Annotated in this window: 22 protein-coding genes; 17 read left to right on the forward strand and 5 right to left on the reverse strand. The window is 40.5% G+C overall.

Annotated features, from left to right (window positions below; translation table 11 throughout):
* Positions 1-192 precede the first annotated feature (192 nt).
* Positions 193-1,325 (forward strand): IS630 family transposase gene (locus MUCPA_RS37630; protein WP_233276784.1). Its coding sequence is split into 2 segments (ribosomal slippage): positions 193-622 and positions 622-1,325, totalling 1,134 coding nucleotides; the frame shifts between segments, so codons are not numbered across the junction.
* Positions 1,326-1,451: 126 nt separating this feature from the next.
* Here MUCPA_RS37630 and MUCPA_RS08180 read toward each other — a convergent pair.
* Together MUCPA_RS08180 and MUCPA_RS08185 are read right to left on the reverse strand one after the other, a co-directional pair.
* Positions 1,452-2,051 (reverse strand): threonine/serine exporter family protein, encoded by a 600-nt coding sequence (locus MUCPA_RS08180; protein WP_008505687.1) that lies wholly within the window; start codon positions 2,049-2,051, stop codon positions 1,452-1,454.
* Positions 2,052-2,825 carry a threonine/serine exporter family protein gene (locus MUCPA_RS08185; protein ID WP_008505688.1) on the reverse strand — a complete coding sequence of 258 codons (774 nt, stop codon included), beginning with the start codon at positions 2,823-2,825 and terminating at the stop codon, positions 2,052-2,054.
* 259 nt (positions 2,826-3,084) lie between these two features.
* Between MUCPA_RS08185 and MUCPA_RS08190 the strand changes: the two genes are divergently transcribed.
* On the forward strand, positions 3,085-3,684 hold the full coding sequence (locus MUCPA_RS08190; protein WP_008505689.1) for an OmpH family outer membrane protein: 600 nt from the start codon (positions 3,085-3,087) through the stop codon (positions 3,682-3,684).
* A gap of 144 nt (positions 3,685-3,828) precedes the next feature.
* Entirely contained in the window at positions 3,829-4,308 is a 480-nt protein-coding gene (locus MUCPA_RS08195) for a nucleoside deaminase (protein ID WP_008505690.1), read from the forward strand.
* A gap of 1,002 nt (positions 4,309-5,310) precedes the next feature.
* On the opposite strand, the gene MUCPA_RS08200 is transcribed toward MUCPA_RS08195, so the two are convergent.
* On the reverse strand, positions 5,311-6,303 hold the full coding sequence (locus MUCPA_RS08200) for an IS110 family transposase (protein WP_008505051.1): 993 nt from the start codon (positions 6,301-6,303) through the stop codon (positions 5,311-5,313).
* A gap of 360 nt (positions 6,304-6,663) precedes the next feature.
* The gene (locus MUCPA_RS08205; RefSeq protein ID WP_008505691.1) at positions 6,664-7,065 is read right to left on the reverse strand and encodes an RNA-binding S4 domain-containing protein; all 402 of its coding nucleotides are present in this window, start codon (positions 7,063-7,065) and stop codon (positions 6,664-6,666) included.
* Between the two features lie 261 nt (positions 7,066-7,326).
* Here MUCPA_RS08205 and MUCPA_RS08210 point away from each other — a divergent pair, with 261 nt between their 5' ends.
* The 11 genes from MUCPA_RS08210 to MUCPA_RS08260 all read left to right on the forward strand — a co-directional run bounded on the left by MUCPA_RS08210 (position 7,327) and on the right by MUCPA_RS08260 (position 19,695).
* A complete protein-coding gene (locus MUCPA_RS08210) occupies positions 7,327-8,142 on the forward strand; it encodes a 2,3,4,5-tetrahydropyridine-2,6-dicarboxylate N-succinyltransferase (RefSeq protein ID WP_008505692.1) in 816 nt (271 codons plus the stop codon).
* 242 nt (positions 8,143-8,384) lie between these two features.
* Complete coding sequence (locus MUCPA_RS08215) at positions 8,385-9,512, forward strand: glycosyltransferase family 4 protein (protein WP_008505693.1); 1,128 nt, start codon at positions 8,385-8,387, stop codon at positions 9,510-9,512.
* Positions 9,505-10,071, forward strand: a complete 567-nt coding sequence (locus MUCPA_RS08220) for an L-threonylcarbamoyladenylate synthase (RefSeq protein ID WP_008505694.1) — start codon at positions 9,505-9,507, stop codon at positions 10,069-10,071. Before MUCPA_RS08215 ends, MUCPA_RS08220 begins: the two co-directional genes overlap by 8 nt.
* Positions 10,072-10,344: 273 nt before the next feature.
* On the forward strand, positions 10,345-11,763 hold the full coding sequence (locus MUCPA_RS08225) for a CCA tRNA nucleotidyltransferase (RefSeq protein WP_008505695.1): 1,419 nt from the start codon (positions 10,345-10,347) through the stop codon (positions 11,761-11,763).
* Positions 11,764-11,793: 30 nt separating this feature from the next.
* Positions 11,794-12,441, forward strand: coding sequence for an IS1096 element passenger TnpR family protein (locus MUCPA_RS08230; RefSeq protein WP_008505696.1), 648 nt, complete (start codon positions 11,794-11,796; stop codon positions 12,439-12,441).
* Positions 12,442-12,689: 248 nt separating this feature from the next.
* On the forward strand, positions 12,690-13,928 hold the full coding sequence (locus MUCPA_RS08235) for an IS4 family transposase (RefSeq protein WP_008503844.1): 1,239 nt from the start codon (positions 12,690-12,692) through the stop codon (positions 13,926-13,928).
* 383 nt (positions 13,929-14,311) lie between these two features.
* On the forward strand, positions 14,312-15,247 hold the full coding sequence (miaA, locus tag MUCPA_RS08240; RefSeq protein ID WP_008505697.1) for a tRNA (adenosine(37)-N6)-dimethylallyltransferase MiaA: 936 nt from the start codon (positions 14,312-14,314) through the stop codon (positions 15,245-15,247).
* A 139-nt stretch (positions 15,248-15,386) separates the two neighbouring features.
* The gene (locus MUCPA_RS08245) at positions 15,387-15,740 is read left to right on the forward strand and encodes a hypothetical protein (RefSeq protein WP_008505698.1); all 354 of its coding nucleotides are present in this window, start codon (positions 15,387-15,389) and stop codon (positions 15,738-15,740) included.
* 17 nt (positions 15,741-15,757) lie between these two features.
* Positions 15,758-18,325, forward strand: a complete 2,568-nt coding sequence (locus tag MUCPA_RS08250) for a DUF5686 and carboxypeptidase-like regulatory domain-containing protein (protein WP_008505699.1) — start codon at positions 15,758-15,760, stop codon at positions 18,323-18,325.
* 26 nt (positions 18,326-18,351) lie between these two features.
* Entirely contained in the window at positions 18,352-18,816 is a 465-nt protein-coding gene (locus MUCPA_RS08255) for a MarR family winged helix-turn-helix transcriptional regulator (protein WP_008505700.1), read from the forward strand.
* A gap of 162 nt (positions 18,817-18,978) precedes the next feature.
* On the forward strand, positions 18,979-19,695 hold the full coding sequence (locus tag MUCPA_RS08260; RefSeq protein ID WP_008505701.1) for a DUF481 domain-containing protein: 717 nt from the start codon (positions 18,979-18,981) through the stop codon (positions 19,693-19,695).
* 10 nt (positions 19,696-19,705) lie between these two features.
* Here the strand turns inward: MUCPA_RS08260 and MUCPA_RS08265 are convergent, their stop codons facing one another.
* Positions 19,706-20,167 (reverse strand): DUF4268 domain-containing protein, encoded by a 462-nt coding sequence (locus MUCPA_RS08265; protein ID WP_008505702.1) that lies wholly within the window; start codon positions 20,165-20,167, stop codon positions 19,706-19,708.
* 1,306 nt (positions 20,168-21,473) lie between these two features.
* On the opposite strand from MUCPA_RS08265, the gene porK reads away from it, so the two are divergent.
* The 3 genes from porK to MUCPA_RS08290 all read left to right on the forward strand — a co-directional run bounded on the left by porK (position 21,474) and on the right by MUCPA_RS08290 (position 25,570).
* The gene (porK, locus tag MUCPA_RS08280; RefSeq protein ID WP_008505705.1) at positions 21,474-22,862 is read left to right on the forward strand and encodes a T9SS ring complex lipoprotein PorK/GldK; all 1,389 of its coding nucleotides are present in this window, start codon (positions 21,474-21,476) and stop codon (positions 22,860-22,862) included.
* A 43-nt stretch (positions 22,863-22,905) separates the two neighbouring features.
* Complete coding sequence (gene porN, locus MUCPA_RS08285; RefSeq protein ID WP_040625792.1) at positions 22,906-24,006, forward strand: type IX secretion system ring subunit PorN/GldN; 1,101 nt, start codon at positions 22,906-22,908, stop codon at positions 24,004-24,006.
* An 886-nt stretch (positions 24,007-24,892) separates the two neighbouring features.
* Positions 24,893-25,570: a hypothetical protein gene (locus tag MUCPA_RS08290; RefSeq protein ID WP_217220431.1), complete on the forward strand. Its 678-nt coding sequence runs from the start codon at positions 24,893-24,895 to the stop codon at positions 25,568-25,570.
* The last annotated feature ends 10 nt before the right edge of the window (positions 25,571-25,580 follow it).

Raw genomic sequence — 25,580 nt, forward strand, 5'->3', positions numbered from 1 at the left:
TTCAAAAATACAAAATAAGGCTGATATTATCGCCATTGTTGATAAAATACATCGCGAAAACAAACAAGCGCACCCGGGTCAATAAAATGCACCCAATCGCCCCAAAACTACTTGGAAAAGAAAAAAACCAACTACTGTTAAGTTAAATATAATATGACGTATAAAAGCGTATATTTGTAAAACAAATTACAGATGGTACGTTATACGATAAAACTTACAAAAGAGGAGGTTGGAGAGTTATACTCGATAATCAACAAGGGCTCCCATAGTTCTCAAACATTCCGGACAGCCTATATACTATTGAATTGTGATGAAGGGGAATATGCGGAGAAAATAACAAATGAACAGATCAGCAAAGTCCTGAAAGTAGGGATGCGAACGATAGACCGGGTGAAGAAAAAGTTTATTGAAGAGGGTTTTGAAGGTGTTTTAGATCGTCGCCCCACCAGCCGTGTTTATGAAACAAAATCAGATGGCGATGTAGAAGCGAAGCTGGTTGCCTTGTGTTGCAGCGAGCCGCCTGAGGGGTTTGCTAAATGGTCATTAAGGCTACTCGCCGATAAAATGGTAGAGTTGGAATATGTAGAAAGTATTTCGCATGTAACAGTAAGAAGTGTGCTTAAAAAAACGAACTTAAGCCTTGGAAAGTAAAGGGCTGGGTAATACCACCGGAAAAAAGCAGCGAATTTGTAGCCAATATGGAACGCGTATTGGATGTATACAAAAAACCTTATGATGAGGAATTTCCGGTTGTATGTATGGATGAGTCGCCAAAACAATTGATAGAAGAAGGGCAGCCCTCTCAAGCCATGAAGCCTGGCCAGGAGGCAAGAGTAGATTACGAGTACATAAGGCATGGGGTAGTCAATATATTTATGGCCAACGAGCCTTTGAGGGGCAAGCGCTTTGTAGAAATTACGGCGTTTAAAACCAAAAAGGACTGGGCTTTATTCGTAAAAAGAATAGCAGATGAATGGTACCCGACAGCGAAAAAAATAACTTTAGTAATGGACAATTTTAAAACCCATTCGGCCTCTGCATTTTACGAGACATTTGAACCAGCCGAAGCCAAAAGGCTATGGGATAGGTTTGAGTTTGTTTATACGCCCAAGCATGGAAGCTGGCTCAATATGGCCGAGATAGAATTGCATGTATTGAATGGGCAATGCCTAAACAGGCATATTTCAACAATGCTGAAGATCAATGAAGAGGTAGCGGCATGGCAACACAACAGAAATAATAAGAACAGCAAAATTAACTGGCAGTTCGAAAATAAAGATGCGCGAATAAAACTGAAAAGACTTTATCCGTCATTACACGATTAACATAACACTACCTTACTATCAATAACTATAAGCCGATTAACATTGCCTAAAATTTCACACCTTCTACTTATTCAAAAAGACCACCAAGAGTGGTATTGTTGATCATTACTACTGTCAGGTCAAAAGTCACTTTATCGGAATTTGCAAGTCCCAAGCCTGCTCCTGCTCCGGTCTCTGTACTGTTAATTCCGGACTGGCATGCAATCCATTTGACACACGATACTTACGGTATTTATTTTTGGTTTTACCGAACCGGATATCCTTAGCCGACTCTTTGCGTGTAATCAGCATAGGGATGCCAACACCAGTGGCCAAACTCATTAATATAAACATCACCTTTAAGCCGTTGTGCATGGTTTCGGCTAATACGGGCCCATAAGTTGCCGGGTTATTATCGCCGGCCAAACTAATTAGACCGAGCATCATCCGGTAGGCAAAAACTCCCGGAACCATCGGTATAACAGCCGGAATAGCAAATATGGGTTGCGGGGCGTGTTTGTAATGCGCAAAATAAATACTAAGAAAACCAATAAGCATTGCGCCCAAAAACGTACTCACAATAACGTTAGCGCCAAAGTGTACCAAAATCACTTTGGTAAGCCCACCCAGGGCACCGAGGATAAAAATAGAAGGCAGCGTTCTGCGGGGTACATTAAAAAGCACTGCGAAGCCGATGGCGGCACAGCCAAACCAAAAGCCTTTTTCGGATATCAGTAACCACTCCATCTAAAATTGGTAAATAGCCATAGAAGTTAACAAACCCAAAGCAATAGAAAACGAGATAATAAAACCATGCAGCCCCCTGATTAAACCGTTCTGCAGGTTACCCGCAATCATGTCCGAGAAAGCGTTGATTAGCGGCACGCCGGGTATTAAAAACAATACCGAGGTTGCAAATGCAAATTCGTGCTTGGTTAGCGGATCAAATTTAACAAGCGCCCCGGCCATAATTGATGCCGTAAGCGATGCAAAATAGATACAGGCATACGGATTAAATTTTAACCGCGTAGCTTCCTGTCTGATAAACATGCCCGCTACGGTAGCAAAAAAAACAACAACCATATCCAACGCGCTTCCGGTTGCCAACCTGCAAAAAGCTGCGCCTGCCAGGCCTGTTAATAACAAGATAACCAACCGCGGATAATGCGCCTGGGCGCAAAGCCGGTCAAGCTCATTATTGATTTGCTCAACCTCCCATTTTTCATCAGCAACAAGCCAACTCATTTGGCTTATGCCAGAGATGAGATTAAAATTGATGCCATGAAGCGGCGTCCGTTTCAGGCTGCTGAACACAAACTCGTTAGCATCACTGTAAATACTGAGCATAATTGTTCTTTGTGATATCAGCATATGTGCGGTACAATTAAATGGAGCAGAAATCCGGTTAATGGTATTTCTGATCCTTCCTGTACTCGCGCCCGATGCCATCAGGATCATGGCCACTTCCAGTAAGGTGGCTCCTAATTCCTTTGTTTGCTTGTTTTTCGGCTTATCCGGCATTTAATATTAGTTTATGCCAAAAGTAGCTCAGGAGCAACGCCAAAAAAATGATCTTAAACAGGTTTGAAAGTGAATATTGTATTAGTTTATCAAAATAGTAGATGAATACATTATTTAAAAAGCACACTCAATATTTTGATAATAAGCAGCGGGTTACACAATTTGGTGTTAAATTAGCTCCGGCTGCAAGGCTATTTTCAAAACATTAGGATACTTGCACCGAAAGTTTATCTTTGTCAAAATTTTTTTAAGTTCAATAATGAAAACTTCAGTTTCTACTTTAATTAAAACAACCTTAGCCGTTGCTATTGTTGTTACAGTTGCGGCATGCAATCAAACCAAAACCGACAGTAAACCGGCTGCTGCCACTACCTCTGCAGCAACTCCGGGAAAAGCTGAAATAGTATATGTTAACTCCGATTCATTATTGAATAAATATGAATACGCAAAGGATATGAACAACAGGCTGCAAGAAAAAGGCAAATCGGCCCAAAGCGACCTGGCTTCAAAAGGACAGGCTTTTCAGCGTGAAGCGATGGAATATCAAAAAAGCGCTAATACCATGAGTGCCGATCAGCGTGCGTCTACAGAGCAACGCCTGCAACGTAAACAACAGGAATTGCAATCTTATCAGCAAAATGCCACCGCTCAGTTCCAAAACGAATCGGCCTCCGAGCAAAGCAAACTTTATGATAAAATTGCTGACTATGCCAAGCAATATGCCAAAGAAAAAGGCTACAAACTGGTTTTAACCTACTCGAAAGCTAACCCAACCGTTTTATTTGGCGATCCAAGCTTAGATGTAACCGCTGATGTGGTTAAAGGCCTTAACGACCTGTATGCTAAGGACAAAAAATAGTATTAAATAAAATATTAATAGTAAACCTCAACTTAAAGTTGGGGTTTTTTTATTTACAGAGAGGATACACAACCGAAATTAACTGCTTTATGATTAACTTTACGGTATACCTTAAGCTGAGTTTCACAAGTATTACTATTACCTATGGAGAACAAAAATCACGAAAAATTTATGCGGATGGCCATTGAGCTATCCGAACATAATGTACAACAAGGACAAGGCGGCCCCTTTGGCGCAGTGATAGTAAAGGATGGGATGGTTATTGCCCGCAGCGCAAACAGAGTAGTGCCGCAGAACGACCCAACCGCACATGCCGAAGTATCAGCTATCCGTTTGGCCTGCCAGGAGCTGCAATCCTTCAGCCTGGAAGGCTGCGTAATTTATACCAGCTGCGAGCCCTGCCCTATGTGCCTTGGCGCTATTTACTGGGCGCGGATTAACGAAATTTATTATGCCAATGATAAAGCCGACGCCGCCGCTATAGGCTTCGACGACAAGTTTATTTACGAGGAAATGGCCTGCAGCATGGCCGACCGCAAATTGCCCATTGTACAATTAATGCGCGACGAGGCACAAGGAGCTTTTAAACTTTGGGAAAAATCGGAAAGTAAAACGGAATATTAGTTGTGAGGGAGTTGTTAGTTAGTGTGGTATTAAGTTATTGGTTAGCGAAATTATTGGGCGTTGCGTTGTTGCCCGTTGGCGATATCAGGACTAATAACACCTTAACTTTGTTGACTCATGTTTGTTAATTATAGGTAACAGATCCGACCAGCCGGAAAAAAATAGGGATGACGTTTGAACCTGTTGAATTTATTTGATGTACTGCCAAAGGTGAGAAGGTACTACTGCGGCGACAGAGTATGCAGATGCTATAATTTAAGAACTACTGATTATTTAATGTAAAAAAGCATACGGATAATCAATACCCCCGATATGTTGTATACTTGCCGCGCGAAAAAGATTCCTCCTCCCGCCGAAATGACAAATTTTATTCATCTATCTAACAATCAATATTTTTAAAAAAAATATTTTATAAGTACGGAATCCCGCCGGCCGGAAAAAAACAGGGATGACGTTTGGAACTTCGGTAATTATTGGAGCACAGACAAAAGCGGGCAATGGCCTGACTGCACGCCGGGCCGGGAGCTGGCCTGTGGGCGGAAGGATCGGGCAGTCTTGACTTTTTTGGTTCTTTTTGTGTCAAGACAAAAAGAACAAAGCCCTTCCCGCGGCGTTTGAGCGGGCCGATGTTCTAAATCATGAATACTGATTTTTCGAGAAAAAAACAATTTGATAATCAATAACTTAATAAGATTTCATTATAAAAAACGAAGCAATCTCTATATAAAGAACGGCCCTGTAAAGTGGCTCTGCCGATGTAGAGATTGCTTCGTTCCTCGCAATGACGTTGGGGTGAGAACGGCGTTGGAGATAAGACGAGCCCTTCACGCGGCGTTTGAGCGGGCCGATGCTCTAAATTAAGAATACTGATTGTCGGAGCAAAGATTCCATATTGATAATCAGTGCACCTAATATAATGCATACTTAACGCTTTTAGAAGATCCCTCCTCCCGTCGTATTCTAGGTTTCGAACAATTCCAAATTTAATTTAAAAAAGATATTTTAAGCTGACCTTCGATAGTTTTCAACATACATTTCTCCCCTTTTCACTAAGGAGAACATTCGTAGTATCAGTTTGAATTTTATATTGTTTAGCACCAACCCATATTCTTTATTCTGCATCTTGCGCTCTGCGTATGCCCTGATTTCGGGGTCATGCTGCATAGCTGTTTTAGCTGCCTGGTTAAGTTCCTGTTTCAATTCCTTTTGCGCTAGGTTGCTTGTTCGCCTTCGTCCTTTTTTACTTGTTCCCGAGGTATGCTCAAAGGGAATCACCCCTACATATACAGCATAGTGCCTCGCGTCAGGAAAGCTTGTAAAATTCTCCGTGTAGGCTATGGTCATCCAACCATTCACTGCGCCTATGCCTTTAATGCTGGTGATGATCCGGTAATTCAGATACATCTGCTCATTGCTTTTGATCAGTTCCATGATCCGCGATTCTAGCTCCTTGATATATTCCGAATTGGCATCTCTTTTTTCGTTAGATATACGGACGATCATATCCTGGTTACTTACCTCATACATATGTTTCCGCTCACCAACAGAGCTCTGATATCCAGCACTTTCCCGTACCAATCGTTTACGGAATGAAAGCAAGGTCTTAAGCTCTAAGATTTTATTATCCAACAACTTAGATGGTTCAAGACGCTTGATCTTATCTTCTCCATACTGACCGATCCGGAATGCGTCGGCCCTATCGCTTTTGCCCCTGATCATACCCATCGATTGCTTAATCTCTAGTCCAGGCACCCGCCGATAAGCTATAGACTGTGACTCGCAAAACTGGATGAAACGGTATTCATAACCGCCGGTATATTCCAGTACGATAAACGTTTCCCGTAAATCGATCAGGTTGGTTTTGCACCATTTTTTAAACTTGCCGAATCCTTCACTATTGTTATCGATGTGAACGAACAGCTTACGCTCCGACCAACAGATATCGACCGTCTTTTTTGATACATCGACACCTAAAACAACATTCCATGTTTTCATACGTTTGTGTTTTGATCAATTAATTTAATTGCCTTTTGCCAATCACCTTTGATAAATCAATGGAATTATTCTAGCTGGGCCTTGGGCAATCTTAAAAAGGCAGGGAACTAATACGACGATTGGTTCTAAAAACCAGGAATGACAAAAGTTCACCCTGCCTTTTTTATAACTTATCCACAAACTCTTTAGTTTTTAACACCCCCCTGCACCCCCCGTTTTCAACAATAACAATTGCTATTAATTATTATCTTTAGACCAAAGGGGATGACATAATGGAGAGAAATTTACTACTGACAATCAATAACTTAATAACACATCATTATAAGGCTAAATACTTGCGGTAAGTACGCTCGCTTAACCTTACTCATCCTTATCAAAAAAGTCATCTTTCAGGTCATCAATTTCGCGCCTGTCTTTTTTGGTGGGGCGGCCTGCTCCCCTGTCACGGCTGAGCATCGGCGCGTGGAACATGCTTTTGAAAGCCTGTGTTTGCTCAACCGGGGTGATATCTTCGTAAAAGTCTACTGCTTTTTTAGCGTCAACCCGGTTCTCCAGCAAACCCACCACTTTGATCACCTTACGGTCAATACCTTTAGAAACCTGGTAAACCTCACCTATACGTACCTCGTGCGATGGCTTAATATTTGTGCCATTCAGTTTAACGCGGCCTGCCTTACAGGCATCGGCAGCCAGGGTGCGGGTTTTAAACGCCCGTATTGCCCATAAATATTTATCAATGCGTAATTTCTCTTTTTCGGCCATAGCTGTACAACACAAAAATCAGAAAAATGATCAACAAATCCAGTTTTTTACGGAACAACATTTCGCATGGCCATAAAACAAGTTACCCAAGTTCGCTTACTTCTCGCTTCTAACTTCTTGCTTCCGACTCGAACGGCCTGCTTCTAACTTCTTGCATCCCGCCTTAACCCCGAACGGCATTTTTTACTATCTTCGTCATTTTTAATTATCAAGGGGTTAAATCCTCCATAAAATCACTTAGTTTCGCCAAAAAATCAACAAATGCAAGACCTTAAAAAACTTATTGAAGATGCCTGGGTTGACAGGACCTTAATTACTTTTAAAGAATATACCGATGCCATTGAAACCGTTATCCAACGCCTGGATAAAGGTGAACTGCGTGTTGCCGAAGTAATTGGCGGCCGCTGGCACGTTAACGACTGGATAAAAAAAGCAGTGATATTGTATTTCCCTATTATGGAGATGCAGGAAATAAAAGTTGGCCCTTTTGTTTTTCATGATAAAATGAAACTCAAAACCAACTACAAACAATTGGGTGTACGCGTAGTGCCACACGGTATAGCCCGTTACGGCGCTTATTTAGCCAAAGGCGTTATTATGATGCCGTCTTATGTAAATATTGGCGCTTATGTTGACGAAGGTACCATGGTTGATACCTGGGCAACTGTAGGCTCATGTGCCCAGATTGGCAAACATGTTCACCTGAGCGGTGGCGTGGGTATTGGCGGTGTGTTGGAGCCCGTACAAGGTGCCCCTGTTATCATTGAAGATAATTGCTTTATCGGTTCGCGCGCCATTGTGGTTGAAGGCGTGCATTTAGAGCACGAAGTGGTTTTAGGCGCCAATGTGGTACTAACCGCTTCAACTAAAATTATCGACGTAACCCAAAACCCTCCGGTTGAATACAAAGGCTTTGTTCCAGCCCGTTCGGTTGTTATACCCGGATCATATCCTAAAACATTCCCCGGTGGCGAATACCATGTACCTTGCGCGCTCATCATCGGTAAACGTAAAGATTCAACCGATAAAAAAACATCACTTAACGACGCTTTGAGGGAGAATAACGTAGCGGTTTAATTGGTTGATGGTTATTTGTTATTGAGTTATTTGGATTAAGAGGGGCGTTATTGGGTTATTAAGTTGTTTTAGGGTAGCATATCTATTGATAGTTAAGAGTCATTGAATTACCCGATAAACCATTGCACACCCACTCAGTAATTTAATTACCGTGTAACATAGCAACTCAATAGCAAGTAACTAATAACTCAATAACCAATAACCCAATAACAAGTAACAAGTAACCAACAACAAAGCACGCCATGCGCATAGGATACGAAGCCAAGCGGGCATTTTTGAACACCACCGGCCTGGGTAATTACAGCCGGGGTGTTATCAGCATGATGGCTTCATATTATCCTGATAATCAATATTTTTTGTATACGCCCAAAATAGTAGCAGATAAGCGTATTGATTTGATTAAGGCCTATCCGCAGGTTACAACCATAACTCCGCAGGTTAAATTATTTACATCGCTTTGGCGGAGCCGTTTTGTGGTGAACGATTTAAAACGCGACGACATCCAGCTTTATCACGGTTTAAGTCACGAATTACCTGTGGGGATACACCGGAGTGGAATTAAATCGGTAATTACCATACACGATTTGATTTTCATGCGTTATCCGCAATATTTTGGATATATCAGCCGTAAAATTTACAAGGCCAAAATTAAGTACGCCTGTAAACACGCCGACCGGATTATCGCGATCAGCGAAAGAACGAAGGAAGACCTGGTTGAGTTGTTAAATCTTGATCCCGATAAAATTGAAGTGATCTATCAGGATTGCGACAAAAGTTTTAAAATAAAACAATCGGCACAAAAAAAAGCTGAGGTAAGTGCCAAATACAAATTACCCGAAAAATTCATCCTGCATGTAGGCACTATCGAGGAACGAAAAAATTTATGGCTCCTGGTAAAAGCTTTTCGGTTGTTACCTGGTGATGCGCAATTGGTAGTTATAGGCAGGCCAACAGATTATGTTAAAAAGATTGAGCAATATATCAATGAGCATGAACTTGCCGGGCGAATTTTGTTTATCCAAAATGCTGATTTTACCGATCTGCCCGCTATTTACCAATTAGCAGAAATTTTTATTTACCCTTCGCGATATGAGGGTTTTGGAATTCCTATCCTGGAGGCTTTAGTTTCGGGTACGCCGGTTATCGCCGCAACAGGATCATGCCTGGAAGAGGCGGGCGGACCAGATAGTTTATATGTTAACCCGGATGACGAGGTTGAACTGTCTGAAAAAATACAATCTTTATTGGGCAATCCGCTCCATCAACAAACCATGATAGCGAAAGGATTACAATATACCCGTAAATTTGAGGATAAAAAACTATCGGAACAGCTAATGAATGTTTACCAAAACGTATTGAACCATGCTTAAAGATGAAGTGAACGCGGCCCTGAAGGTGCTGCAGGATGGTGGTATTATACTTTACCCAACCGATACCATTTGGGGTATAGGCTGCGACGCCGGCAACCCCGAAGCGGTAAAGAAAATATACGCGCTTAAACAACGCGACGAAGCCAAAAGCATGATTGTGCTGGTGGATAGCGAAAACAAACTGGAAAGCTATATTAGCCAGGTAGCGGATGTAGCCTACGATTTGATTGAATATGCCGAAAATCCACTAACACTGGTAATGCCCGGCGCCAAAAATTTAGCACCCAACTTAATAGCAGCCGACGGCAGCGTAGGCATCCGGGTAACCAAACACCCGTTTTGCCAGCAACTGATACAGCGCCTGCGCAAGCCACTGGTATCAACATCGGCCAATATCAGCGGGCAGCCGTCTCCTAAAAACTTCAACAGCATCTCTGCCGATATTATTGATGGTGTTGACTATGTAGTGAACCTGGAACAACACGATCTGTCGGAGAAAAGGCCCTCCACCATCATGCGGATAGAACCTGATGGCCGCTTCGAGTTTATAAGAAAGTGATTTAAGAGAGGCAAGAAGAAAGAGGCAAGATGTTAGAGGCAGGAAGCAAGATAGGATATGTTGCATAATGCACCCCGTATTTCTTGCAGGAAAAAGAGACAAGATGTTAGAGGCAAGATAGGATGCATAATGTACCCCGCATTTCCTGCCTCTTGAGTCTAACCTCCTGCTTCTAACCCTACCATCTCTCTAATAAATATTTTACCGCCAAGGCTTATTTATTAACTTTGGCGCTCACAAAAAAATTCGGCAAGCTTTACCGGTTAACAATTAATGAAACAACATCTGCAGCATCCCATCTTTAACATCATATCATCGGCAGCCCAAAAAATGGAAGTTGATGCTTATGTTATTGGTGGCTTTGTTCGTGATTTGTACTTGAACCGACCGTCAAAAGATATCGATATTGTGGTAGTAGGTAACGGAATTGCTTTTGCCGAACAGGTTGCCGCTAAGTTAAGGGTACCGCTTTCGGTATTTAAAAACTTTGGTACCGCCATGCTCAAATACCAGGACATGGAAATTGAGTTTGTAGGTGCGCGTAAGGAGTCGTACCGGTCGGAATCGCGCAAGCCGATTGTGGAGAACGGCACCCTGGAGGACGACCAGAAGCGGAGAGATTTTACCATTAACGCTTTAGCCATTGCCCTGCACCCTAAGCAGTTTGGCCAGCTCATCGATCCCTTCGGTGGTATAACCGACCTGCAAAATAAACTGATCCGGACGCCGCTGGATCCTGTGGAGACCTTTTCGGACGACCCACTGAGAATTATGAGAGCGGTACGTTTTGCTTCGCAACTCAATTTCCAGATCGACGAAAGCGCCTTAGCCGCCATTAGTACAACGGCCAGCCGCATCAGCATCGTTTCGCAGGAGAGGATAACCGACGAACTGAACAAGATCATCCTCTCGCCCATACCATCCATAGGATTTAAGCACCTGTTTAATACAGGCCTGCTCAAAGCTATCTTCCCGCAAATGGTTGATTTGTACGGTGTGGATATTATTAAAGGCAAGGGCCACAAGGATAATTTTTACCATACCCTGGAAGTTTTAGACCATATTGCCGAAACCACCAACGACCTGTGGCTGCGCTGGGCCGCTATTTTACACGATATAGCCAAGCCCGCCACCAAACGCTTTGAGGAAGGGCATGGATGGACGTTTCATGGCCACGAGGATAAAGGCGCACGGATGGTGCCTAAAATATTTGCGCAGCTTAAACTACCGCTTAACGAAAAAATGAAGCTGGTACAAAAACTGGTACAACTACATTTACGCCCTATTGTACTGGCGCAGGATATTATTACAGACTCGGCCGTAAGGCGCTTGCTGTTTGAGGCAGGCGATGATATTGAAAGCCTGATGTTGTTGTGCAAAGCAGACATAACTACCAAAAACGAATACAAAATAAAAAAATACCGCCAGAATTTTGAGCGGGTGCAAGAAAAATTAAAGCAAGTTGAAGAACGCGACAAGATAAGGAATTGGCAGCCGCCGGTTAGCGGGCTTGATATTATGGAACTTTTTGGCATCAGGGAGGGCCGCGAGGTGGGTATAATTAAACAAAAGATCCGCGAAGCGATTTTGGATGGCGAAATTTCAAACTCGCGCGAAACGGCAATTAATTACGCAATTGAAAAAGGCCTCGAAATTGGCTTAAAAGTTGTGGCAAACAGAAAATCAGAATAAAATATTATTTTTGACTATTAAAAATTAGTAATGGCAGTTTATAGGTTTAAAGTTTCTTTTGAAGATTATGATGATGTGATCAGGGAGGTTGATATCAAATCAACCCATACTTTTGAAGATCTGCATAAGGCGATACATTTTTCTACCGGTTATAAACCCGAGTATCCATCCTCATTTTATATCAGCAACGATCAATGGATCAAGGGGCAGGAAATTACCTATTTGCCTAATCAACGCAGGATTGACCGTGGTGTGCCCTTGATGGAGAAATCAAAACTAAGCAGCTTTATTGACGATCCGCATCAAAAATTTTACTACACTTTTAACTTCGACCGTCCTTTCGATTTCCATGTGGAGCTGATCAAAATTTTGAATGAAACTCCCGGGGTTACCTATCCGTTTATCGCGAAAAGCGTTGGCGAAGCTCCGAAACAATTCGGCAACGTATTTACACCTACAGAAATACCGGCCGCAGCGGTTGACGACGATTTTGACTTTTTAAACCAGATGGAATTAGTTGCTGAAGAAACGGTTGACTTTGAAGAGGTAGCAGACCCGGATGAAGTTAGCGTTAAAGGGGGTGATGACGCGGATGACGAGGACGACGATAGCTTTGAAGATGAATTTTCGGATAATGAAGGTTTTGAAGACGAAGCAACTGATAAAGACGATTATTAAGTAGTTCGGTATTGAGTCCGGAGTTTCGAGCCGGGAGTCTTGAGTCCTGAACCGGATCAAGAAAGTGCGGAATTTAATATTACTGATAACTAAAAAAGTTAAGCCAGTGCCACTCCCTTATTTGAAAAGGCAAAGGCCCGTGCGATTCCCCTCTTGAGAAGCATAGCCGTCAACTTTAGAAAAAAAAGGGATAAAATTTTTTTAGAGCAAGAATCGGAACTGCAAAATTGCAGTCATTATTCGAGCGAATGAGTTCGGAACTATTTGAACCAACGGTGTTAGATGGCCTGGCCCGTAAAACAGAGGCTATACAACGCAAACGAAAAGTGGGAGGCAAGGAACTATTGGATATGGCGTTATTTGATGGAGATCAATCGTTTAACGGCATGAGTATGCAGTTAATGCGGAGGGATGGGCTTGATATTTCGAAGCAGGCATTGCATCAAAGACATCACAGCAATATGACAAAATTTGTACAAGCCGTTTTTGAGCAATTAATAGCAGTTGAGTTACCGCAAGAACAAACACAAGGGTTGGAGATCCGTATCAAAGATTCCACCCGTTTCGCGTTGCCGGAAGTTATTGCAGAGACATTCCCCGGAACAAAAGGAAGTGGGATGAAAGCGGGAGCATCTGTACAATTTGAATTTGAAATCAAAAGTGGTAAAAGCGATATCAAAGTAACTCCGGCCAACGCAAATGACCAGGGTGAGAGTCATCTGGACAAGGCATCAATTCAGCCGGGGGTATTATATATGAGAGATCTGGGTTACACTCACTTGAGTTATATGAACAATATTAACAAAGTCAAAGCTTTCTTTATTAATAAATTATGTCCGAAAACAACGATTTACCTATTAAAGGACGACCAATACCAAAAGTTAGAGTTGTCGAAACTACAAGGCATAACCGGCGTATTTGATCAACAGGTATATATCGGAGCTGATAAAATGCCGGTAAGGATAATAATAGAACCGGTAAGTGAAGAGCTCAAGGCAAGGCGGATAGCCAATACTGAAAAGTACAATAAGAAGAAAGGCAGTACCACCAGTAAGGGATTCAAAGAGCGGGCAGGGTTTAACTTTATTGTTACCAACCTGGTGAGCGAAAAATATAGCGCTGAATTGATCCAAAAGTTATATCACCTGCGATGGCAGATAGAATTGGTTTTTAAAGCATGGAAGTCGTTTTTAAAGATACACACGTTCCCCAAAGGAAGTTCGGATCGTATAACCAGTATATTATACAGTAAGTTGATCTGGGCAGTTTTGAGTTGGAAAATATGCATGGCTATCGGTAAGATAGGTCAAATTAGTGTTTTAAAGGTGCATCGACTAATCGCTTCTACGAAAGAAGAATTGCGAGCGCAGCTTTTAGGGATATGCTCAAAGTGGTTAGCTCTGTTGGAGAAATTAAACTTAAAGCACCTTTCAAAAGAGCACAGAAAACATAGGTTAAAAATAGAAGAAATTGTAATAAGTATTTGATTATTAGATATTTAAATACTATATTTAGATAGTTAAACAAAAATAAGAAAGGCGGGGCCATCTAAACCTCCCCGCCTTAAAAAACGAAAAATATGAGAGTAAAAATACATAGGTTTGCCCATGCGGGCAAACCGCGCCTAAAAATTAAATAACTGAAAATCAACAATATATGAGTACAGCTACTTAAATTGACGGCTATGCTCTTGAGAAGGGTGGAGGGGTGTGTTTTATGCGAGTGATATGCAGATTGCACAAAACCGCAAAGTTCGTTTTGCGATTCACGATCCGCAGAGAGGCTAATTGGTATGTTTATTTTGCCTGTTAAAACACATCATCAATCCCCTGTCAAGAGCGTATCTTGAGCAAGTAACAATTCCCACTTTATGACGGCTATCCCGCAAACCCCATCTCATCCCAAACCAAAAACCCTGATTGTTATTGCGGGCCCTACGGCTGTGGGAAAAACCGAGCTGGCCATTAAATTAGCGCAACATTTTAACACTGAGATTATTTCGGCAGATTCAAGACAATTCTTCCGAGAGATGTCTATCGGTACGGCCAAACCCAGCGTAGAGGAATTGGCACAGGCAAAACATCATTTGATCAACTCGCACTCCATCAACGATAATTTTAATGTGGGCGATTTTGAAAAACAGGGTCTGGAAGTACTGGATCAAATATTTGCTGATCATGATGTTGCCCTGCTCGCTGGCGGATCGGGCCTGTATATCAAAGCTATTTGCGAAGGTTTTGATGAGTTACCCAGTGTTAAACCGGAAACCAGAGAACGTTTAAATGCCGAATATGCCTTAAACGGCATCGTAGCCCTCCAGGAAAAACTAAAACTGGCCGATTTACAATATTACCACGAGGTTGATATTAACAACCCGCAACGCATCATCAGGGCGCTTGAAGTAATCGAAAGCACAGGCAAACCCTTCTCATCCTACCGGACGGCAAGCACTAAACAACGCCCTTTCCATATCATTAAAATAGGCCTTAATTTACCACGCGAGCTGCTATACCAACGCATAAACCTGCGTGTTGATGCCATGATGGAACAAGGCTTATTAACTGAGGTAACCGGGCTGTTGCCTTATCGCCACCTTAACGCGTTAAACACAGTTGGGTATAAAGAAATATTTGAATACCTGGATGGTACAACCGATTTGCCTGCCGCAATTTCGATGATTAAACAAAACACTCGTCATTTTGCAAAACGGCAACTAACCTGGTTTAATAAGGATAAAGGCCTAAACTGGTTTCAACCCGACCAGGTGGATGCAATCCTCAGTTTTATCCAACAAACGGCAATTTGACGTTGCCTGTTCCTCTTCAATTTCCAAACAGATTCAAATCATCATCAATAAGTCAAAATCGCGTTAAAATAATGCAATATAGTAAAATAGGTTGACTAATATAGTCAACTTGATTTACCTTTGTGCATCATTTTAGCATATGGCAACTTTCAACTTATCACACAGCATAACTCACACACTGTTTCAAAAACTAACTCATCGGAGTACGCTTATTAAAGACAACTTTAAGCTTACTACTGATAGACAGCCACGCAAAGCATCCGGACGGCAATTATTTAAACAAGCCGCTACCTATACAGCCAATGCGTTAGCCGAAGGTTTAAAGCAAAACCTGTTGGGAGCGGATATCAATACGGAATACTTAACGCTTACTGCACGTGCCTTCATCCGCACCTATTTTAAAGCGCCATCTAATCATCCGCAAAACAATAATTTTAATAATCAGCATTTATCTGGCGCAGGTTACCAAACCGGGCCTAAAAATTTTAATTGATTCAGCATCACAGCCAAATGAAAAACATTTTCCACTCCATATATCATCAGCTTGCTTTATCAACCTTCGTTTTACTTTTTTCCGCAGTATCCGTTGTGGCACAAAGTACAAAAGTAAAAGGGACCGTAACCGATACCCGAACCAAAGAACCCCTACCCTACGTAACCGTAGTTTTTGCTGGCAGCACACAAGGGGTTAGTACCGATGCACAAGGTAAGTTCAGCATAAGCACTACCGGTAATTTCACGCAGATCAAGGTATCGTTTGTAGGTTATAAAACTGCCCTCAAAACAGTTGAACCAGGAAAGGAGCAAACTATCAATATCATGCTCACCGAAGATACCCATATGCTAAATGAAGTGGTTTTAAAAGGCAATAAAAAAACCAAATACCGTAATAAAGGTAACCCGGCAGTTGAACTCATCCGTAAAGTTATTGCCCATAAGGACCAGAACAGGGTTGAAAGCTATGACTACACTGAGTACAGACAATATGAGCGGATGAATTTTTATCTGAGCAATCTTTCAGAAAAATTTAAAAACAAACGCATTTTTAAAAATTATCAGTTTTTATTCCAACAGCAAGACTCAGCCGCTATCGGCGGCAAAAATTTGCTGCCTATTTATATGGAAGAAAAGCTTTCGGATAATTATTACCGCAAAGTGCCATTCGCTAAAAAGCAAGTGATAGAGGCTAATAAACAGGTTAAGTATGACGAGAACTTTGTAGATAACCAGGGCTTATCAGTTTACTTTAACCGGATGTACCAGGATATTGATATTTACGATAACAATATTTCGATACTGAGCAATCAACTGCTGAGTCCGATTGCCGACCATGCCCCCGATTTTTATAAATTTTTTATTACTGATACACTTAAAGATCAATCGCCACAACTGATTGAGCTTAGCTTTACCCCGCGTAACACCAACGATTTACTATTTGAAGGCAAGCTATATGTTACCATGGATGGTAATTACGCTGTTGAAAATGCAAGGCTTACCGCTAATAAAAACATCAACCTTAACTTTGTTCGCCAGCTACAGGCTACACTTGAATTTGAAAAAAATCCGGACGGAAAATACCACCTGAGCCAGAGTGATTTAAAAATGGATTTCGGCCTCAATAAAAACAAAGGAGGCGGTATTTACGGCGAGCGTAAAGTGATATTGAACAATTTTGTGGTAAATACCCCCCAGCCAAAACAAACCTACGATGGCCCCGAGCAGGTGATAGCGAGCAACTCGGAAAACAAGGATGACCAATACTGGAAGGTAAGACGCCCCGATACCCTTGCCATAGCACAAGCCAGCATTTATAAAAACATGGATAGCCTGCAAACCATTCCGTCGTTTAAGCGCACCATGAATCTGGTTACCTTATTTGTAGCGGGGTACAAAAACTTTGGCCCGTTTGAAATGGGGCCGGTAAATACCTTTTACAGTTTTAACCCGGTTGAAGGCTTCCGCGCACGTTTAGGCGGGCGTACTACAACTGCACTCAGCAAACGTTATTACTTTGAAACCTATGGCGCCTATGGCACCAAAGACCAAAGGGCCAAATATTTTTTGAGTAGTACTTACTCGTTAAACAATAAATCTATTTATTCGTTCCCACAAAATTATGTACGTGCCAGTTTTCAGCACGACACCAAAATTCCGGGTCAGGAATTACAATTTGTTCAGGAAGATAATTTCCTACTGTCTTTCAAACGGGGAGAAAACGATATGTGGCTCTATAACAATATTTTCCGGTTGGATTATGTACACGAATTCAGTAGTCATTTTTCCTACAATGTGGGTTTAAAAAAATGGGACCAAAGTCCGGCTGGCGCCTTATATTTCAAAGATTTGGTTAAAAACCGGTTAACCAACGTAAACCTCGTACAAACTACCGAGCTATCCTTTGAACTGCGCTATGCGCCGCACGAAAAATTTTACCAGGGCAAACTATACCGAATACCCATCATTGACCGCTACCCAATTTTCACTTTGCGCTATAACCAGGGCATCAAAAACCTTTTAGGCGGCGATTATAATTACCAAAACATCACCGGTAACATCACCAAGCGCTTTTATTTATCACAATTGGGCTTTACTGATGTAAGCGCCGAGGGCAGCTACATATTTGGCAAACTGCCATTCCCGTTAATGGATATCCACCACGCCAACCAAACTTACTCGCTGCAATTGCAATCATACAACCTGATGAATTTTCAGGAGTTTGTGAGCGACCATTACGCCAGCATCAATATCGATCATAATTTTAACGGCTTTCTGTTTAATAAACTCCCCCTGATCAAGAAATTAAAACTACGCGAGATGATAGACTTTAAAGGTTTATGGGGAGGCGTAAGGAGCCAGAATAATCCGGCTAACGATCCCTCTTTGCTGCGTTTCCCTATTAACGGACAAGGCGTACCTACCACATATACCTTAAATAATGGCCCCTATATGGAGGGGAGCGTTGGTATTGGCAACATTTTTAAACTAATCAGGATTGACCTGGTTAAAAGATTCTCATACCTTGACCATCCAGACGCGCCTGAATGGGGCATCAGGACATTGGTAAAATTTGATTTTTAATGATACATTCGTAGTAAGGATTAAGTATGGACACAGAAGATTCACAGAGAGTAGCCTGCAAACTCATCTATTTATTAAAACGCTTTACGGATGAATGGCTTAATAAACAGGTGTGTTGCGAGAGTTTAGCTGATTTTAATCATGCACACCTGCCCTTATTTATGAGTATAGGCACTACAGGCATATCCAACAATGCCCTTGCCGAAAAATTAAATGTAACTAAGCAGGCTACCAGTAAAGTGATTAAAGAGCTGGAAGCCATCAACATGGTTAGGAGCGAAAAAAGCCAGGCAGATGCGCGGTCCGTTATGTTGTTTTTAACCAGCGAAGGCGAAAAATATTACCAACATGTACGTACCCAAATCTTTCATTTGGAGGAGCAATACAAAAAGGTGGTGGGTGCTAAAAATTTCGAGATCGCAATTGATGTTATGCTGAAACTCATCCAGTTTCATGAACAGGAAAACCAGAAAAGAGTAACTACTCAATAGCGTCAAGCTAATCAAAAGCCCGAATAACTCTAAATTTATAGCACAGGAAGATAATTAGAGGCTGCATATACTCCCAATTACAAAAGCTGCAAAAAAAACAATCAATTTTCTGGCAGGGGTGTTATCATCAATACGATATAACAATCAACAGGTTCGGGGCTTATGAAGTTTGTTTTTATTTTACTGCTCTCGTTGGGCTTCCGCAGTTCTTACGCGCAATATAATGACAGCACACATTATCATATGGTGCTATCATCATCGGGCTCTATTAACAAAACTAACGACGGCACCGCTTATCTGCTCAACAATGCTCTCAATTTGGGTATCAAAAAAAAGGATGTGGTATTAAACGCTACCAATACTTGGGTATACGGCCAACAAAACAATGTTCTTACCAATAACGATTTCTCATCGGCACTATTTCTCAATCTTTATAAAACCTTTCCTCATTTTTACTATTGGGGATTGTTGAATTACAATACCAGCTACTCCCTTAAAATCAATAACCAGTTGCTGGCCGGTTTGGGTATTGCCTACAGCTTAATTGACAAGAAAGACGCTTACGTGAACCTGAGCGACGGTGTTTTATTTGACCAGAGTGACTTGTTGGTGAATGACATTTACCATACCTATAGAAATTCATTGAGGCTGCAATTTCATTTCGCATGGGCCGATATTGCTACCTTGGATGGCAGCAATTTCCTTCAGAGTTCGTTCTCTAACCAACACGACTATATCATCCGCACCACCACTTCACTTGGCCTAAAATTACGCAAATGGATCAGCCTGACAACTACACTCAATTATAACAAGATGAATATTACCAGTAGCAATAACCTGACTTTTACATACGGCTTAACATTGGATAAATATTTCTGAATGCTCCCCCTCATTTAAACAGGTCAAAACTATATTGGGCATCACTCCAGAATTCATCAAGCGCGATGATACGAGGCTTAAAAAACGAAATAAGTAACGGCCAGTCATCCTTTTTAAAAACGCTTACGCCTGGCAGCGTTTTATATATCCGGCTTATGGTTTTATGATGTTCGTCTAACACATGTAATTGCCAGTCCCATGTCTCGTTAAGTATACCCTCAAAAACCCTGTTAAAGGCTTTAAACTGATCAAAGATAAGTTCCTGGATCTCTATATCCGGATGCGAAATTTCGATAGCTATAGAAGCCGAACGGTTATCCACCTGCATCTTAAAATGTAAGTGCTTGATACCCGTTTTGTAGTTGATCCAGCTTATTTTCAAACCATCAGCCGAGGGCTGCGGAGAAATATATTGCCCGAAAGTGGTCCAGAAGGATTGTTTTAACTGCGAAGCTTCGTCTTTAGAATACACCTATGTTGGATTATTAACGTAAAGCAAAGATAATAAGCCTTCGATAGCCTACAACCACACAATAACATTGGTTCCCCAGCAATAGATTTTACTTAAAATAGCAATATATTACTATTTTGAGTGGTTATATTTAATCATAGGTTTGCCGCAATTGTCTATATCAATGAATTAATACGTACTCAACATGTTTTTAACTGCTATTGAATTTACATTTGATCCTCAAAAGGACAAAGACTGTCAACCTTTTTGAGCAATCAAGTAAACTAATAACATTCCGGTGTGAAACCCGGGCACCATTCATGATAGATAACATGTTTAAATTAAAAGACTTGCTTTGCTCACCAGGTAAAAATTACAGCTATATAGGTTTTACGAATAAAAGCCATGACGACAAGGAAGCTAAACAGCTTTTAGCTACAATTACTTTTCTACAATTAATTTTAGCAAATACGATAAACTAAAATATATTACATAGCTACCAGCAGCGGTATCATTTAAAATAAGTTGTTTTAATAACCTTAAGAAAACTAATACAGAAATTTATAATCGCCATACTAATTCCACTCGTCAAATAACATAACAATTTAGCATATCAAGATTCAGTAAAAAAGTAACATACCCTGGCATAACAATTTAAAATTAAGTTAAGATGACCGGTGTATTTAGTAAAATACAATAAATGCATCAAAATCATCCTTTACATTGCTTTTCCTTACCAAAAACAACGATAATATTTTATTTTGATTATCAAAGACTAAATAGTTTGAATTAATGAAAATTTTAATATTTTTACAATTAGAAATCTGTAAAGTAGTAACTAAGAATTATATAGTTAAATTTTTATTGTTTCCAATGGTCGCCGGAGGATAAATTAAAATATTCGTAATTTAATCGTTACATTTAAACGATTGCGGTTAAGTACATTTATAGAAAAAAAATAGATTTAATAAGGTTGATAAAAAGGGATAACGGCATGATTAATAAAAGTGACCTTCAATCTAAGTTCAAACATTTTGGTATACTTGATGAAAATGATGAATCGGAAAAAAATTACGCCAGGTTGCGGATCAAGTTTGGCATAAAGCTTGCCTTAAATAAACTACTGTTAAATGTTAACTGGCCTGTACCTTTATTTTATCATATATTAATGCAAACAAACATCACCAAGTTAATTGAAGCTCATTTTAAGCACTCTAATTACAAGGCACTCGTGTTAGTACCTATTAAAAACAATCAATGTCCCAGATAGAAGTTCAAATCAATAGTTTACAACGATTATAGCAAATTAAATTATCAGATATAGAAAATGAGTACAAATTATAACAAAATAGCTATCGTATTAGGATCAGCGGCTCTGTTTTTCGCTTGCAAGAGTTCTAAAGTATACGAGGTACCCACAGCAGTTAGGCCATACGCAGGCAAAACAATTGCCGCGCCTCCGGGTATGGTGTATGTACCCTCAGGTACGATCTTTGAAAAAAGCACTATTAAAGATTCTATTAACACCGATACTACCTCGCGCCGCGTTAGTCTGAGCGCTTTTTTTATAGATGAAACTGAGGTAAGCAATAAACAATACCGCAAATTTGTTGATTGGGTAGCAGATTCTGTTGCAGTATCAACCTATTTCAAAAACGATCCCAAATACTTTTACAATGCTAAAGTAAAAAGCAAAGCCAAAGTTGCCAGCGGTGGTAAGGGTGCCGATTCAACAGCACGCAGAATTAATTGGTCTAAAATAGACATCAATTCTAAAGTTCCTTTCTGGCAAACTAATAGCGAAAAACTTGGCCCTATGGTAAGTATGAGCAACGGACGCAAAGTGCTGAATAAAGATCTGGTTAAGTTTGCGTTTACCCATGTACAAGCAGGCGGACCTAACGCCGGTAAAAGCGTAACCGACACCATCAAAGTTATGCCTGATAATAATGTTTGGACAGAAGATTTCCCTAACTCGCAATCAGACTTTTTAGTTAATAATTACTTTACAATTAAGGGTTTTGATAATTACCCGGTTGTTGGTGTTACCTGGAAACAGGCAAGGGCTTACGCCTACTGGAGAGGTATTGTTTCGGGCTCACAGGAGAAAAGCATCGTTGATATGGGCTTAACTTTTGGCCTTCCTACAGAAGCACAATGGGAATATGCAGCATCAGGAGGTGAAAGAAACACAGAAAGCGGCATTGGCAACAATGCCAAAGATGTAAACGTAGTGCCATCTTATATTAACAAAAAAAGCAAAAAGGTTTTGCCTATTGCTAATTTCAAACAAGGCGAAGGGGACTATACCAGAGACGGTGCTATCCAAACTGTTCCTGTAAAATCATACTCTCCTAATGTATTTGGCCTTTATAACATGGAAGGTAACGTTGCAGAGTGGGCGTTGGATGCTTATAGCCCATCAGCATTTGAATTTGTAGAAGATCGTGATCCTGTTTTATTATTAGATGCTTCTGATGACGATGCTGACGTAATGAAACGCAAAGTAGTTAGAGGTGGTTCATGGAAAGATAACGCCAGCGATTTGAATACTGCTACGCGGAATTATGAAGTACAGGATTTAGCCCACTCTTATATCGGCTTCAGATGCGCTATGGCCGCACCGAGTGTGATTACTGAACAAATAGGAACAAGGAAATTCAAGGCTCCTAAAAAGAATAAAAAAGCTGCAACTGTTACAGCAACCGGAAACTAAACGATAACAAATAAATTTCAAAACGAACAGCAACGAAGATAACATGAAAAGGAAATTCATAATTGTTTTGTTTATTATGCTGGCAAGCGGCTTAAGCTTGATGGCGCAAACCAAAAAGAAAGCCAAAACAAGAGCCCGTAAAAGAACTCAAACAGTAAAAACTGTTAAGAAGCCCGTAGTAGACACCACAGCAAACGTTGCGGCAACACCACTACCGGCAAATAATAACATAGATACCCTTAAATCGGTACCGGATAGCGATGATGGCTACTTAAAAAGTATCGTAATTACCAAGGCCAGGCCCTTCCCTATTTTTGAGCCAACCGCCAATAACGTAAAATTTTATCACCGTTACAAACGGGATATCATGCTTAAAGATCCCAAAAATGCTAAGTTTAACACCCCTGGTTCTACATTAATAGAGGCCTTATTAAAGGGCATGAAAGAGGGTGTAATTACCCCATATGATGCAACGCCCGGTACAACGGCAAATCCAACAGGCGACGCTTTCACCGTTCCGTTAACTTATACGCAATTGATGTCTAAATTAGTAGACACAGCGATGGTTGACCAATTAGACAAAGACGGGAACAAAATAGGCAGTGTAAAAAAATTAAACGATTTTAGCCCGGATAAAATCGTTGGCTATCGTATTAAAGAAGATGTTTATTATGATAAGCAACGGTCAAAGGTGGAAACACGTATCATAGGCATTGCACCACTAATTACATTAAAACTATCCAGCGGTGATACTGTAGGTATACAGCCTTCATGCTGGTTAAAATATAAACAATGTCGCTTAGTTTTTGCAAAAATGGATGTTTCAGATGCTGACAGGAATTTGTATGATGTGAGCATGGATGATATGTTTTTGCAACGTCAGTTTAACGCTGTAATTGTAGAAGAATCAAATGCAAAGGGAGATAGAATAAAAGATTATGCTAAAACTCCTGAGGAACAAGCTGCTGAAGCTGCCCGTATAGAGAAAAAATTGGCAGATTACAAGCGGAATATTTGGAAATACCAAACTAACATTACCGCCACCTCGGTACCCGATAGCAAAACAAAAAAGCAGAAAAGTAAAAGCGATAAGGTAGTTACACCACCTGCAACTGATAGTACAGGAACACAAGTAAAACCTTAAAAAAAAACCGGGAACATAAAGTTCCCGGTTTTTTTTTGCCTTTAATTATGTTGCCAGCCTGGATAAAACGGACCAAGCGCCACATTCCACATTTGGGTATGAAATTTCTGTCGTTAGCATATGCCCTTCTCAAAAGGAACATTACAATTGGTATGGAATTTCTATTCAATACTTTTCAATATCAGTATTAAATACTCTGGAAGCGTCGCCTTTTTCTCTTCTTCTGAAGGTTTAATAACAGCACAGGATCACTTCTTCTCTTTTTCACAATCCTCCTATCTATAAATCAGAACTATGGAAAGTGACAAATCCATTTTTAATACAGGTATCTTCGAGTTGTCCGTTAAAATTGTAAACTATACTTACATTGAAAGATAAGCTGAATTTACGTGCTATTTGCTGCCCAATAAGTACTCGGAACAACTTTACTCTCCGTTAACGTTATCCTGCTTAGGCAATATTTTCAACTTAAAATTTCATAACGTTTCATTTGCTTCCCAACGCAACAAATCCGTGACGATTAACGTATAAAACAGCATCTCCCTAGTCCTTAGCAAAATTATGCTAACTAAAATAATAAATATCGCTCTTTTTGAAGAGAATGATTTGATGTTAAACAGCTTTAAAAACCATGTATGCTGTATACTACAAATTTAACTATTTGTTATAAAAAAATACCAAATCCGCCTTACAGTCCGACGGTATTTGAATCTAATTTTTAATTTATAGGAAAAGCAATAATTTTGTTTTAAAGAACACAACGTATTATCCATTAACACTTTACAAACGATTATTTCGGATAAAAAAGAATTATTGAACGAAAAAAGAAACTATCCACTAACACAATCTCCTTACGATATAATATTAACCTTAATTAATTAAAAAAGTGCAAAAAACAATTTATTTACTATTATCAGTTATCCTTTGCGCATTTAGCGCTATGGCACAAGAGGTCGGCTCCGGACCGATCATAAATCAAAAATCTGTCCAATTAACGGTAGGGACTCAGGGTGTAGGGGGTGACTTTAGCTACGGAGTTTTAAAAAAATTAGCACTCAGGGTAGGCGGAAGTTTTATTCCGGTAACGGCCAATAATGTTTTAAAAATTTCGGGCTTTAACTCAAACAACAAAGTAACGGCAAGCTTTTATAACGCTCACTTACTCGCCGATTTTACGCCTTTCGAGAGCATCAGAAGCCTGAGGCTTGTGGGTGGCGCAGCCTATTTTTTTAAAGCTGCCGGAAATTTTGACATTCAACCTACGGATACCTACACTTACGGTCAACTGGCATTAAGCAAAGATGATGTAGGCGAGGTACACATGAATGCAGATTGGAAAGGTGTTGCCCCTTACCTGGGTATAGGCATAGTTAAGGTATTCCCTCGCCACTTGTTCAACGTCAATATTGATCTGGGCTCGTACTATCTTCCTACACCGCACTCCACAATAATAGGAACAGGCCTTTTAGAAGGTAACTCTTCACAAACAGCTCAATTGGACAAAAACATTCACAATTATCGTTTTTTGCCGGTGGTGCAGCTTAATTTCAGTTTTAAAATATAGAAGTCTAAAA

The sequence above is a fragment of the Mucilaginibacter paludis DSM 18603 genome (assembly GCF_000166195.2).
Lineage (GTDB): Bacteria > Bacteroidota > Bacteroidia > Sphingobacteriales > Sphingobacteriaceae > Mucilaginibacter > Mucilaginibacter paludis.

Excerpts from the sequence above, each read along its gene's own strand:
- MUCPA_RS08180 (WP_008505687.1), bottom strand. The coding sequence starts at position 2,051 with ATGGAGTGGTTACTGATATCCGAAAAAGGCTTTTGGTTTGGCTGTGCC.
- MUCPA_RS08185 (WP_008505688.1), bottom strand. The coding sequence starts at position 2,825 with ATGCCGGATAAGCCGAAAAACAAGCAAACAAAGGAATTAGGAGCCACC.
- MUCPA_RS08190 (WP_008505689.1), top strand. The coding sequence starts at position 3,085 with ATGAAAACTTCAGTTTCTACTTTAATTAAAACAACCTTAGCCGTTGCT.
- MUCPA_RS08195 (WP_008505690.1), top strand. The coding sequence starts at position 3,829 with ATGGAGAACAAAAATCACGAAAAATTTATGCGGATGGCCATTGAGCTA.
- MUCPA_RS08200 (WP_008505051.1), bottom strand. The coding sequence starts at position 6,303 with ATGAAAACATGGAATGTTGTTTTAGGTGTCGATGTATCAAAAAAGACG.
- MUCPA_RS08205 (WP_008505691.1), bottom strand. The coding sequence starts at position 7,065 with ATGGCCGAAAAAGAGAAATTACGCATTGATAAATATTTATGGGCAATA.
- MUCPA_RS08210 (WP_008505692.1), top strand. The coding sequence starts at position 7,327 with ATGCAAGACCTTAAAAAACTTATTGAAGATGCCTGGGTTGACAGGACC.
- MUCPA_RS08215 (WP_008505693.1), top strand. The coding sequence starts at position 8,385 with ATGCGCATAGGATACGAAGCCAAGCGGGCATTTTTGAACACCACCGGC.
- MUCPA_RS08220 (WP_008505694.1), top strand. The coding sequence starts at position 9,505 with ATGCTTAAAGATGAAGTGAACGCGGCCCTGAAGGTGCTGCAGGATGGT.
- MUCPA_RS08225 (WP_008505695.1), top strand. The coding sequence starts at position 10,345 with ATGAAACAACATCTGCAGCATCCCATCTTTAACATCATATCATCGGCA.
- MUCPA_RS08230 (WP_008505696.1), top strand. The coding sequence starts at position 11,794 with ATGGCAGTTTATAGGTTTAAAGTTTCTTTTGAAGATTATGATGATGTG.
- MUCPA_RS08235 (WP_008503844.1), top strand. The coding sequence starts at position 12,690 with ATGAGTTCGGAACTATTTGAACCAACGGTGTTAGATGGCCTGGCCCGT.
- miaA (WP_008505697.1), top strand. The coding sequence starts at position 14,312 with ATGACGGCTATCCCGCAAACCCCATCTCATCCCAAACCAAAAACCCTG.
- MUCPA_RS08245 (WP_008505698.1), top strand. The coding sequence starts at position 15,387 with ATGGCAACTTTCAACTTATCACACAGCATAACTCACACACTGTTTCAA.
- MUCPA_RS08250 (WP_008505699.1), top strand. The coding sequence starts at position 15,758 with ATGAAAAACATTTTCCACTCCATATATCATCAGCTTGCTTTATCAACC.
- MUCPA_RS08255 (WP_008505700.1), top strand. The coding sequence starts at position 18,352 with ATGGACACAGAAGATTCACAGAGAGTAGCCTGCAAACTCATCTATTTA.
- MUCPA_RS08260 (WP_008505701.1), top strand. The coding sequence starts at position 18,979 with ATGAAGTTTGTTTTTATTTTACTGCTCTCGTTGGGCTTCCGCAGTTCT.
- porK (WP_008505705.1), top strand. The coding sequence starts at position 21,474 with ATGAGTACAAATTATAACAAAATAGCTATCGTATTAGGATCAGCGGCT.
- porN (WP_040625792.1), top strand. The coding sequence starts at position 22,906 with ATGAAAAGGAAATTCATAATTGTTTTGTTTATTATGCTGGCAAGCGGC.